This window comes from Microbulbifer sp. THAF38, assembly GCF_009363535.1.
Lineage (GTDB): Bacteria > Pseudomonadota > Gammaproteobacteria > Pseudomonadales > Cellvibrionaceae > Microbulbifer.
Genome location: NZ_CP045369.1, coordinates 3,004,237 through 3,016,408 on the forward strand (window position 1 = coordinate 3,004,237; position 12,172 = coordinate 3,016,408).

Here is a 12,172-nt window from a genome sequence, read left to right on the forward strand (position 1 = left end):
TCTCACGCTCATACCCTGGAAATTTATGCGATTATAACAGTGTCGCCACTTGCCGGACACGCCCACCATCTCACTGTTAAATGCCTTAACTCATTGAAAGACAAAAAAAAATTCAAAAAAGGCGTTGACGCCGCGGGGAATATCATTAAGATACGCAGCTCCTGACGAGGGGTGGTTAGCTCAGTTGGGAGAGCGACGGCCTTACAAGCCGTAGGTCACAGGTTCGACCCCTGTACCACCCACCACTTCTCTTACTCTTGCCCGGCAAGAGCAACAAAGAGAAGCAGGAATGCGGACCGGTAGTTCAGTTGGTTAGAATGCCGGCCTGTCACGCCGGAGGTCGCGGGTTCGAGTCCCGTCCGGTCCGCCATATACAAAAAAGCCCTGCTCGCAAGAGCGGGGCTTTTTTGTATGCGCTCGCAACTGCAGCTACAACTGTTAAAAACATTTCGTGATTAATTGCACCACATTTCTGAATCCGCTCCTGAACAAAGGTACAGCGTACAGCAGTTCAATATGGTGCGAGATGTAACCCTCACCCCAATCAGCTCGACACACAAAAATACTTGTCAGTGACCTTCTCTGCGTGCGTACAACATCGCCCCCAATAAAATACACTCACAATCTCCAAGCTCACTACCAGCCTACAAAAAGCTTCCTAGACTGTTTTTGATGACTAATGGGATACATAAATAGCAGGCTATTGCCCATGAAAATATTTAGCGGGCAGACACGAGAAAAAACCGCTCTTTAATTGATGGATTTTCATCCCAAATCAAATTTTTAGAATTTTTTTGCCATAGCTGTTGACCACCAAAAAAATATCATTAAGATACGCAGCTCCTGACGAGGGGTGGTTAGCTCAGTTGGGAGAGCGACGGCCTTACAAGCCGTAGGTCACAGGTTCGACCCCTGTACCACCCACCACTTCTCTTACTCTTGCTAGGCAAGAGGCGTAAAGAGAAGCAGGAATGCGGACCGGTAGTTCAGTTGGTTAGAATGCCGGCCTGTCACGCCGGAGGTCGCGGGTTCGAGTCCCGTCCGGTCCGCCATATACAAAAAAGCCCTGCTCGAAAGAGCGGGGCTTTTTTGTATATGCACACATCAGCAACTCTCACGAGCCTCCCGCAAAAAGTTGCACCAACCCCTACAATCTCTGCCTGAAGCTCAGCACGAAAACTTAATGTGATCGCGCGATATGATCTGGCTCGCAGCCAACGCCCAACTCAGAAGCAACTATTTCGCTGTAGCAATTTTTCAGTAGGAATCTCCCTGCCCGAGCACGACGAGAACCCGCTGTGTTCGATAAAATACTCAGCAAACACACCAAAAAAATTCTCAGGCTGCATTTAATTATTGAACAGCATACATAGCTAAAATCAGTTTTATTTTCTATAAAAACTCTCAAAGAATAGATTCAAAAAACCCACCTGCGAACTGATTATTTTTCACTCTAAATTAATTATTTATTTAATTTTTTCTGCTAAAGCTATTTACCGCAGGAAAAATATCATTAAGATACGCAGCTCCTGACGAGGGGTGGTTAGCTCAGTTGGGAGAGCGACGGCCTTACAAGCCGTAGGTCACAGGTTCGACCCCTGTACCACCCACCACTTCTCTTACTCTTGCCCGGCAAGAGCAACAAAGAGAAGCAGGAATGCGGACCGGTAGTTCAGTTGGTTAGAATGCCGGCCTGTCACGCCGGAGGTCGCGGGTTCGAGTCCCGTCCGGTCCGCCATATACAAAAAAGCCCTGCTCGAAAGAGCGGGGCTTTTTTGTATATGCCTTTGTATACGTCAATGTATACGCCAATAACCAACTGACCAGAAGTGGTTAAATAATTTTTTGAAGTCCGCTCTGATTCAAGTTTCCAGAAGCTCACTCTCTTCTTTTTCAATTTCTTCGTGCAGCAGCCTGCTCAGCTCTTCCAGCTCCGGCATCTCCGAAAAGTGCTCTGCCTGACCACCAATCTCATCCCAATGCGCCTTGGAATCAACATACAAGTGAGCCATCACCTTACCGCGAAAATCACTATCGAGCAGGCCCGCAGGAACCCAGAAATGCGTGGTATTACTCATCAAGTGAGGAACAGAGCTGCCGCAGTGGCTGCAGAAATCGGAGCGGTAGCCGCTGGGTTTTCGATAGGAGGAGATTTTGTCCAGCCCCCTTACCCAGCGAAACTGATCGCGACCAATAAACATGGCGGCATCAGATGCAGAACCACTCAGCTTGCGGCAGAGTGAACAGTGGCATTGATATAGGCCGGGTAGTGGCTCATCCAACTGAAACTCAACAGCGCCACAAAGGCACTTTCCATTCATACTGTCCTCCTTCCCTTATCTTTGTTATTCAAAAATTTGTGTGAAATTGGATTGAAACCCAACCCCTTTGCAATCCTGCAACTCAAAGGCTCACAACAAGAGTGAGTGAGCTCTAACAATCCCACCTGGCAGGTTTGGCGGTAAGAATGGGCATTATGGAATTTTTAAAGGTTCCTTAGGGTAGCAACATTATCCGTCCCCCACACAAGCCTCCTACAGGCTAGGGAGGAAGTAAATGCCAATTATCGGGATTTTCCCTACACCCATGGGCCGACCACGCTTCCGATTTCATAAGCTCCATCTTCCAGTGGAATGTTACCCGGTGAGTCACCAACTCCCTACGAGCTCCCGGGCTTTGTTGAAGCCGCCTCATCCACCGGATCACTCAGAAACCGCCTGCCAAGCTCGCCCCCAATCTCATAGCCCCTCTCAAGCAACCCAATCTCCTGGGTAAAGCGCTTTACCGGGAAGTCTGCTGGAGGTGCAATCACCGATACCCGACAGTCCGAGGGTGGCGCCGTGATAAAGTCCAAGGCACGGTTATAGCGCTCTCCACGCTCCAGAACCGCCTCAAACAGGCGGGAGTGGTCGTGGAAAAACTGCTTGATAAACCTTGGTGCGGAACCCACGGGCTTCCTATAGCCCAGAGGACGCGAAAGAATCACAGTAATATCCCGCGCCCCCTGTTCATAAGCCCGAATAACCGGGATTGAGTCCGCCAGGCCACCATCGGTCATAGGCTCTCCGGCCACTGGCGGAAACTCTCGGTAAGCCATGGGGATTGCACAGGATGCAGGGAATACCTCATGCATATTCTCGGGAGTCACGCACACATAGTGGGGCTGCCCGCTGGTGATGCTGGTTGTCACCGCATAGAGGGGAACGCCATTTTTCGTATAGCGCTCAATGCTTAAGGGCACATCATTATAGGAGGCGTGCCACAGCCAGTTGATATCGCAAAAGTGCCCTCCCCTTAGATAGCGCCGCCAATCAATGAAGTCTGCTCGCGTTGCATGATCCAACAAAATCTGGCGACTGCGACCATGGTCACCCGCCAGGTAACCAATCAGGTTAGTGGACCCTGCTGAAACGCCAATAGCAAAGTCAAAGGGGCAGAAATCCTTCTCGATAAAGGCGTCCAAGACGCCCGCTGCGAAAATGCCACGCATAGCGCCGCCCTCTACAACCAGGGCAGATTTCTGGTTTAGCTCTTCAATCCCGCTTGTCATCGTTAATCCGATATTGAAATCAATATTGTTCAAAGGCTACTTTCTAAAAACTATGCCTTGATCGGCTTGCTCCGCTTTCCTTTAGGCTAATTACCGATAAATTGGACAGTGGTTTTGCCAAGCCGATTCCATCAGCACTATGATTGAGCCATTCAGACTGTTCATTGCCTATTGAGTAATTTATGCCTCTTGTTGTTTTTCAAGCCCCCTGGAGCCGCCAACTAAAAATTATCAGCTTGCTGAGCGCTGCTCTGCTTCTGGCGATACCTTTTATCCTGATAGGAAAGTCCCAGCAGAGCCCCTCCCTCCTCTATAGCATTGCCATTGCTCTACCGCCGTTCATTTTGCTGCTGGGCGCCGCATTTGCTATCCGCGGCTACAGCTTGGTAAACAACAACCTGCAAATACTGAGGCCCGGCTGGAAAACCTCTATCTCCCTGGAAGGGCTGAAAGAGGTCAAAGTTGATCCTAAAGCCATGCAAGGATCGGTCCGCATCTTTGGCAATTCAGGTCTCTTTGGCTACATCGGCCTTTTTCAAAACCAACAACTAGGCCGTTACCGGGCCTTCGTTACAGACCAAGAGAAGGCTCTGGTTTTGTATTTCCCCGGCAAGACCCTGGTAATCACCCCGAATAAACCCGAGCACATGGCTGAAATGCTGCGCCAACACATCAGATAATAAGCGGCGGTAAACTCTCTATCATGACCACCCTCCTCCTCAGCTGACGCCTTGGTTTTTTACAAACCTAGCCGCATACTGCGGTCGCCAGAGTCACTATTGAAAGAGCATCAATGAAGAAACTTGTTCTCACCCTGTCGCTATACCTTGGGCCAATATTCCTGGCCGCCTTGTCAGTAAATGCCCACTCTGGCTGCGTGATACTGCTGCATGGCCTCGCCAAGTCAGATGGCTCCATGGCCAAGTTGGAGCAAGCCATCAGCGCCGCCGGCTACAAAACCGTCAATGTGGATTATCCCTCCACCCGCTTTCCCATTGAGGAACTGGCCGGCAGGGCCATAGCTCCGGCACTAGACAGCTGTGCTGGCCACGGAGAAATCAATTTCGTCACCCACTCCATGGGGGGCATATTGGTTCGCCAATATTTAAGCCAGGTAGAAGTTGAGAACCTCAATCGCGTGGTTATGTTGGGCCCACCCAATAAAGGTAGTGAAGTGGTGGACAAGCTCGGCAATTTCCCAGGGTTTGAATTTGCCTTTGGAGATGCCGGCCTGCAACTGGGCACCGGGGAGCTGAGTATCCCCAATAAATTAGGCAAGGCGAATTTTGATGTGGGTATTATCGCGGGCACTCGTAGTATCAACCTGATACTGTCACGACTGATTCCAGAAACCGATGACGGCAAGGTCTCGGTTTCCAGTACCAAGCTGGAAGGCATGAATGATCACTTGGAAATGCCGGTAACCCATGTCTTTATGATGAAGGATAAAAAAGTCATCGCCCAGGTACTGCATTATCTCGAGCACGGCTCCTTTGAAAGAGGCACCCAGGTAGCTCCTGCCAACTGAACAACGCACACCAACCACTGGGCTTTTGCGAAAGATCAAGGGCCCACTCCATTCCAGCTTTTTTTACCCCTCAAGTCGGTTTAACATCCGGGCTACCCCTTACAAAATCACCTATAAAAACACAGGTAATATATAGTGCAGTGGCAGTGGTGTAGCTTTCAACAACTCTCTATCGATCAGCTTTATGAAATCTTGCGGGCACGCCAGGAGGTTTTTACTGTAGAGCAGGATTGCCCTTATCAAGATGCCGATGGAAAAGATCAAGAAGCCTGGCACCTAATCTGCTGGGACAAGGAGAGCCAATCGCCCCAATTGGTGGCTTACCTACGCGTAGTATTTCCGGGCAAAAAATATTCCGAGCCCTCAATAGGCCGCGTGCTTACCGCAGAGTCTAGCCGCGGCACGGGATTGGGCAGAGAACTGATACGCCGCGCGGTTGAGCAAACCCAGGCGGAGTATCCAGGTTCGGGGATTCGCATTTCTGCCCAGGAGCACCTGCGCAGGTTTTATGGAGAGTTTGGATTTGAGCAAGTATCCGCCCCCTACGACGAAGACGGCATACCCCACATAGAGATGTTGCGCCCGGCATCGGAATAGATACCGGGCAATGCCAGCTTAGTTACTTCCAACAACTGGCCGACCAACGGTGGAAGCAAAAGCGCCATCCCGTTGGCGCACCCAGGTATACAGGCAGGAGGCCGCGATACCCGCAGCAATCAACAGCCACACCGCATTGGCAACCAGTGAGGCTCTCACAAAGGAATCCGCCCCATACAGGGAGACGTGAACCACCACTGCCAGAATACAGGCTGCGATGGTTGCTCCGCGGAGCAACATAGACCAACCGGCAACAGTCCCCACAAAAGCAGCTACCACACTCAAAACAACTGTGGTCAGCCAGAATACCTGGGCGGCAGGCATGGCAAAGGCCAGGTAAGTCACAGCACTCAATGCAATAGCAAAAGGAATTCCCCAGACCTGAGCCATCCAGATACGCTCAAGGCGCACTGCCGACTGCCCCCGCTGGCGCTTGCGCACCAACCAGATATTAATACCAGACACCACCAGCACGCACATAGCGATACCCAGCAAGAAATAGGCAATTTTTACTGGGAAACCTGAAAAATGCCCGAAGTGCAGACGGAATGTGGAGAGGTATACCTGCTTGGCGGCATCCCCTTCAGACCACCCCTCTTTTTCTATCAGGCTGCCATCCCCATTAAAGTGGTAACGCTCACCCCAAACCAGCTTCTCAGGTACCCGTGTCCAAATCTCCACAACCTGCCCTTCGCGGCCAGGAAAGGCAACCTCAAGCTTAGTGCGCTCCTCACCCGGTGCGATCTGCTCCATTTGGGCAAGAATCGCGGCAAAATCCGGGAGAGGTACCTGTGCGGCATTCTCTTCCATCACCGGATGCTCACGATACAGAATATGCTCAACCCTCTCGGTATCCCCAGCAAAGAAAACACCGGCAATTGCAAAGGCCGCCACCTGAGAAAGGCCGATAAAAGCACCAGTAATAGCGATCGCCAAGTGAAAAGGTGCTGCCCAGACACCCAGCCGGTTGTGCAAGTCCACCTGCTGCAAACGCTTGGAGCCCGCCAAGCGCAGAGAGAAAGCATCCTTAATGATCTTCGGGTGTGCCAATAATCCAGAAATAATCAGTGCTGTCATCAATACACCGATCAAGCCTACAAGAGGAACCCCAAACCCTAAGGGCAGATTTAATGCAAAATGCAAATAAGCAAGGAAGTGCGTCCATTCGTGTGCTACCTCACCCAGTAGAGAACCGTCCTCGGCGACATAGCGCTCAATATCCCCCACTTCCACGGTCAACCTGGGCATATCTGTATTGGGAATGGTAAATTTTACCGATTCAAATTCTTCGTTCTGCTCTTTCGCCAGGGCAACTGCCTGCTCGGTGGCAAGCTGGTATACAGCGGGGCTGACATCGAGGTTTTCCAGCTCTGAAGCCTGCTCCCAGCGCTCAAATTCATTGTAAAAAACGGCAAGCGTTCCACTGACACAAACGATATAGAGCAGAGTGGAGATGGCCAAACCGAGAACCGAATGTCCATCCGTCATATCGCGCACAAAGGCGGGAGTTGGCTTTAGGGAAAATTTCACGTTGAATTCCTAGTGAGGTCTCTTTGATCTCAAAATCATTATTAGCTTATGCCGCTGGCATTACGGCAAAGCCACTCGCCAGTGAAAAAACCACTAGCGCCGCGCTGGGGCGAAGCAGCTTCTTATCCGCACTACACCAAACCATTGCCAGGGTCCAAACAATAACGGCAACAAAGGCCGCCCCCACAAGACGGGCGCTCTCACCAAAACCGGTAAAGCCAAAATAAAGAAGGCCGGCCAAAAGACCACTAGCCGTTGGTAACAATGCGATAGCCAGGAAACGTAAAACGCCTCGCAGCCATAATTGCCACAAGGCCTCCTTCGGTGCCGCTCCACCCGACCTCTGCTTTTCCTGCCTGGGGGGACCGCTCGGCCAATCGCCTTTTAAGGCAAGCAAGGTCAGGGCGGCCAGCATAACCAGGAGTGTGGCAATACTCACACCATATTCCACCCCCACCACTGCACTCCAGGCGAATGCCGATAACAACAACAGGCCCCAACCCATCCAACGACGCAACGGTTGAGAGCCGCTACGTAGCCAGGCTGAGTAGAGACCAAAAATACCGGCAATGGCAAAAATAGTGGCCAGTCCGGCGATGATGTAGAAGGAACTTGGCATAAATATCACACCGGGAGATTTAGGCTCCCGCCCGATGGTGAAACGCAAAAAAGGGAGTTTGCCCACAGACTCCCCCTGCGGACAAACTCCCAGTCTACTCTAACTTAAAAAGTGTAACGTGCCTCAGCAGTCACGTAACGGCGCTCGCCGTAGAAGCAATCACCACGGCTCAAACAAGAGGTGGTGTGAACCTCATCGGTCAGGTTTTTCACATTCAGCTGGAATTTCCAGCTTTCCAGGGTGTAACCGATAGTTGCGTCATATAAGGTGTAAGATGGATTCTCTGTGGGGAAATCCGCAAAAACATAATCGTAATAAGCAGCATTTTTAGAATCAAAAGCTACCAAGGCTGCATGAACGTTATCAATACCGGTATAACTCTCACCAACATGGCGAGCACCTACCCCAACACTTAGACCAGAAACCCATTCACTAAAGTCATAGTTGCCCCAGAGAGAGAATTGCTCCTCAGGGACAGTCTCGATTTCACTGCCAACTTCAAGTGGATTACTACTTTCTAGCACTTCTGTGTCTATTTGGCTGTAATTCGCCACTAACGTCAAATTACCCCACTGCCCACTGGCCTCAAGCTCAAACCCATCAATCTGCGCCTCACCGATTTGCCGGAAAGATCCATCGAGACCGTAAGTTAAGCGATTTTTCTGCTTAATCTCAAAAGCAGAAGCAGTCATCAGGATATTAGTACCTTCTGGCTGGTATTTAATACCGGCTTCAACTTGCTCCCCTTTAACAGGCTCGTAGGTACCGCCCTGGCTATTCGGATCTGCTAAGACAGCCTCAAAAGATTCTGAATAGCTAATATAAGGAGATACACCACTATCAAAGGCATACATTAAGCCAAATCTTTTAGTGACTTCCGTCTCTCTCTGCTTGCCACTTACATTTTTAGCAACATTACTTTGTGTTCTTGAAGACAATCTATCTTCACGCAAGCCCAAATTAAAAATAAGGCTGCCAAGGCTAACTTGATCTTGGAGGTAAATACCTACTTGCTCAGCATTGACATCGGTATTCTCTCTATCCCGCTCTTCCAGCCCTTCTGGTACAAAACCATAAACCGGATCAAAAATATCAACGACACCACCGAGGCCACGCACTCTCAAAATACTGTTATCGATTTCTGCATTCTGGCTATCAATACCTGCAGAAATCTGATGCTCAAAAGCACCAGTAGTCAGTTCGCCTGACAAGCGCAGGTCAAAAATCAAAAGATCGCTTTTCGCGTCTTTCATATAGACCGTCCGCGATACTTGACGGAGATCTTTTTGTAAGCGCAGTTCACGACTGTAATCAGCATACATCGAGTTGTAGTCGACATCCCCTTTTGAATAACGAAGGCCTGCATTGATGCCCCAGCTATCATTTAAGCGATGATCAACCCACAAGCTATAAGCGGTTTGTTCCGTGTCGTACTTATCCCAACCTGGCTCACTAATAAAGGTATCGGTCGGGATTTCACCGTTTACGTTATCAACAATGGTGCCACCCCAGGGCAGGAAGGCCGCAGTGGTACCTGTGTTTTCTTCTTGATGGTTCACCAAGAAAGTAATTTCGGTATCCGCACTGGGACGCCAGGAAATGGAAGGCATAAACAGAATGCTGTCGTCATCGACATGATCAACCTGAGCATCGGCATCTCGGGCGTAACCCGTCACGCGATAGAGCCACTCGCCATTACTATCCAAGGCCCCGGTAACATCGCCAGCAATTACTTTGCGATCATAGTCACCGCCCTGCACCATCAGCTCACCACCAAACTCCTCTTTGGGGCGCTTGGAAACGAGGTTCACGATACCTCCAGTAGAACCTTGCCCATAGAGAACAGAAGAAGGCCCCTTGAGGATTTCAACACGTTCGAAGGCATAGAGGTTTGCACGTGAGCCGGTATAGCTACCGAAGGTTGTTTTTAGTCCATCGACAAACATGACTGGGTCAACAGCACGCACGGTAGACCAATCGCCTCGAGCATCAACACCAAACAAGCCGCCATTCACACCGGCAGAATATTGCAGGATATCCTGCACAGTCTTAGAGCCAGTAACATCAAAGAAATCCTTATCGCGCAGTGAGATTGAGAACGGCGTCTCATCCACCGGGATATCCAACTTACCAATAGAGGTCTGGCGATCCAGGTTGAGCTCGCCGGTTACGTTAACCTCTTCAAGAACTTCATTTTTATCATCGGCAGCAACAGCTGCAGAGCTGCCTGCGGCAACAGCCAGCGCCAGCAGGGAACGGCTAAGGCCGGAGATAACAGGAGAGGAGTTTTGACGTGAACCTTGGAAACGAGCGGTGCCCATGGGGATCCCTCAACAATCATTGGAAGTTTTGTTGTCGCAGCAGCCGCTGCCAACATTTAATGACGCGGATCTTAATAGGAATCGTTATCACTTACAACATTATTAGAACATTTTTTTACTAATGCAACTCACCAAATAGCCAAGGGCATGTAAACAATCAGACCCAAACCAGGGGTACAAACGTAACTGGCGCAGTAAAAGAGATATGCAGAGGGCCTTAGGCCCGATGGAGGTGATTAATACAGGCAGTCAGTAAAAAGCTGAAATTAGCCAATATTTTTATACTTAGGCGAGGACTTATAACGCGAGCTTGAACAGATTAGGCCAAATTTTAACCGGCTCTTGAGGGAAGTTGAGGCGCCCCGAGTTTCGGGCACCTCTGAAGGTAAAATAATTTTATGCTCCAGCGAGGATTAAACCTCACCGGAGCCAACTGCTAAGGCGTCGGATAGGTATAGCTCGCCTGCAAACCCAAAGGCATGCCCAAGTTCCAGTAAAGAACGAGGAACAGGGTCCAGCAGATCAGGAATACCACCGAGTAAGGCAGCATGATAGATACCAGAGTACCTATACCCGTACTCTTCACATAGCGCTGACAGTAGACAACCACCAATGGGAAGTAAGGCATCAATGGGGTAATGATGTTGGTAGAGGAATCACCGACTCGGTAGGCCGCCTGGGTCAGGTCTGGGGAGAAGCCAATCTGCATCAACATAGGCACAAAAATCGGAGAGAGCAGCGCCCACTTGGCAGAGGCAGACCCCACAAACAGATTGATGAACGCCACCAGTACAATGATCCCCATCAGGGTGATCGGGCCCGGTAGGTTCATAGCCGCCAGCAAACCACCTCCCTCTATCGACAACAGGGTGCCAAGGCCGGAGCGGGCAAACTCGGAAATAAACAGCGCGCAGAAAAAGGCCATCACGATGTAATACGCCATGGAACCCATGGTCTTAGACATCGCATCGATTACGTCCTTACTCTTTTTAAAGGTCCCTGCCGCAAAGCCAAAAACCACACCAGGAATAATAAACAGCAGGAAGATCAGCGGTACAATAGACTTCATCACCGGTGCAGCAAAGGAGGCAAGCTGCCCCTGGGAATCGCGCAGTGCGGAGGTCTCCGGCAACATCCAGGCGATAAGGCCGACAATACCGGCGACCATTACGGTAACCGCCAGGTACATGGCCTTTTTCTCACGGGCTCCCAGCTCCTGCATTACCGGCATATCTTCTTTATCGCCATCGATGGCAACATTCTTCAGGCGGGGCTCAATCACCTTATCGGTCAGCCACCAACCCAACATGGTGACCACCAAGCAGGACGCCGAGGTGAAGAACCAGTTGTTAAGCGGGTTGACCTGAATTTCCGGGTCAACAATCTGTGCCGCAGTTTGGGTAAAGCCCTGAAGCAAAGGGTCAATTGCCGAGGGCACAAAGTTTGCCGAGAAACCACCCGAGACACCGGCAAAGGCGGCGGCAATACCCGCCAGCGGGTGACGACCGGCCGCATAGAAAATCACACCGCCCAGGGGGATCACCAGTACATAACCGGCATCCACTGCGGTGTGACTGACAATCGCCACCAGAATCAACATGGGGGTCAGCAGCATTTGAGGCGTTACCGCCAACAGCTTTTTCAGCACTGCATTGATAAAGCCACTCTGTTCCGCCACACCCACACCCAGCATCGCCACCAACACTACGCCGAGAGGCGCAAAGCCGGTAAAGGTGGTCACCATACTGGAGAGGAAGCGGGCCAATTCACTGCTGGAAAGAAGGTTGGTTACCTGAATTGCTTCCCCCGTGGCTGGATGCAAAGTATCGAAGCTCACACCAGATAGCAGCCAGGACAGCACCCAGATGGCCACCATCAATACCAGGAAGAGTACGGCGGGGTCGGGTAGCTTGTTACCTACTACCTCAATAAAATTCAGTGCCCGGTTGATCCAACCATTTTTGTTATTGGCATTATCGCCCCCTGCGGGGCTTGCCTGAACGTTTTCCATATCGAAACCTGTACTT

At 50.5% G+C, this 12,172-nt stretch carries 9 protein-coding genes and 6 tRNA genes; 9 read left to right on the forward strand and 6 right to left on the reverse strand.

Going from position 1 to position 12,172, the window contains the following annotated elements; all coding sequences use genetic code 11:
- Positions 1-169: 169 nt before the first annotated feature.
- The 6 genes from FIU95_RS12715 (at position 170) to FIU95_RS12740 (ending at position 1,738) form a co-directional block, all read left to right on the forward strand.
- Positions 170-245 (forward strand) — tRNA-Val (locus FIU95_RS12715).
- Positions 246-293: 48 nt separating this feature from the next.
- A tRNA-Asp gene (locus FIU95_RS12720) sits at positions 294-370 on the forward strand.
- A gap of 481 nt (positions 371-851) precedes the next feature.
- A tRNA-Val gene (locus FIU95_RS12725) sits at positions 852-927 on the forward strand.
- 48 nt (positions 928-975) lie between these two features.
- Positions 976-1,052 (forward strand) — tRNA-Asp (locus tag FIU95_RS12730).
- 485 nt (positions 1,053-1,537) lie between these two features.
- A tRNA-Val gene (locus FIU95_RS12735) sits at positions 1,538-1,613 on the forward strand.
- Positions 1,614-1,661: 48 nt separating this feature from the next.
- Positions 1,662-1,738 (forward strand) — tRNA-Asp (locus FIU95_RS12740).
- Positions 1,739-1,862: 124 nt separating this feature from the next.
- Here FIU95_RS12740 and FIU95_RS12745 read toward each other — a convergent pair.
- Entirely contained in the window at positions 1,863-2,321 is a 459-nt protein-coding gene (locus FIU95_RS12745) for a GFA family protein (protein ID WP_152454132.1), read from the reverse strand.
- A 338-nt stretch (positions 2,322-2,659) separates the two neighbouring features.
- Entirely contained in the window at positions 2,660-3,550 is an 891-nt protein-coding gene (locus tag FIU95_RS12750) for a patatin family protein (protein ID WP_152454133.1), read from the reverse strand.
- A gap of 182 nt (positions 3,551-3,732) precedes the next feature.
- Between FIU95_RS12750 and FIU95_RS12755 the strand changes: the two genes are divergently transcribed.
- From FIU95_RS12755 to FIU95_RS12765, 3 genes are all read left to right on the forward strand, one after another.
- Positions 3,733-4,230 carry a PH domain-containing protein gene (locus tag FIU95_RS12755; protein ID WP_152454134.1) on the forward strand — a complete coding sequence of 166 codons (498 nt, stop codon included), beginning with the start codon at positions 3,733-3,735 and terminating at the stop codon, positions 4,228-4,230.
- 113 nt (positions 4,231-4,343) lie between these two features.
- A complete protein-coding gene (locus FIU95_RS12760; RefSeq protein WP_152454135.1) occupies positions 4,344-5,078 on the forward strand; it encodes a triacylglycerol lipase in 735 nt (244 codons plus the stop codon).
- A gap of 135 nt (positions 5,079-5,213) precedes the next feature.
- Positions 5,214-5,675, forward strand: coding sequence for a GNAT family N-acetyltransferase (locus FIU95_RS12765; protein WP_253868617.1), 462 nt, complete (start codon positions 5,214-5,216; stop codon positions 5,673-5,675).
- 18 nt (positions 5,676-5,693) lie between these two features.
- Here the strand turns inward: FIU95_RS12765 and FIU95_RS12770 are convergent, their stop codons facing one another.
- From FIU95_RS12770 to FIU95_RS12785, 4 genes are all read right to left on the reverse strand, one after another.
- Positions 5,694-7,205 (reverse strand): PepSY domain-containing protein, encoded by a 1,512-nt coding sequence (locus FIU95_RS12770; RefSeq protein ID WP_152454137.1) that lies wholly within the window; start codon positions 7,203-7,205, stop codon positions 5,694-5,696.
- A 46-nt stretch (positions 7,206-7,251) separates the two neighbouring features.
- Complete coding sequence (locus FIU95_RS12775) at positions 7,252-7,890, reverse strand: hypothetical protein (RefSeq protein ID WP_152454138.1); 639 nt, start codon at positions 7,888-7,890, stop codon at positions 7,252-7,254.
- Positions 7,891-7,928: 38 nt separating this feature from the next.
- A complete protein-coding gene (locus FIU95_RS12780; protein ID WP_152454139.1) occupies positions 7,929-10,145 on the reverse strand; it encodes a TonB-dependent siderophore receptor in 2,217 nt (738 codons plus the stop codon).
- Between the two features lie 436 nt (positions 10,146-10,581).
- A complete protein-coding gene (locus FIU95_RS12785; RefSeq protein WP_152454140.1) occupies positions 10,582-12,156 on the reverse strand; it encodes an AbgT family transporter in 1,575 nt (524 codons plus the stop codon).
- Positions 12,157-12,172: the final 16 nt, after the last annotated feature.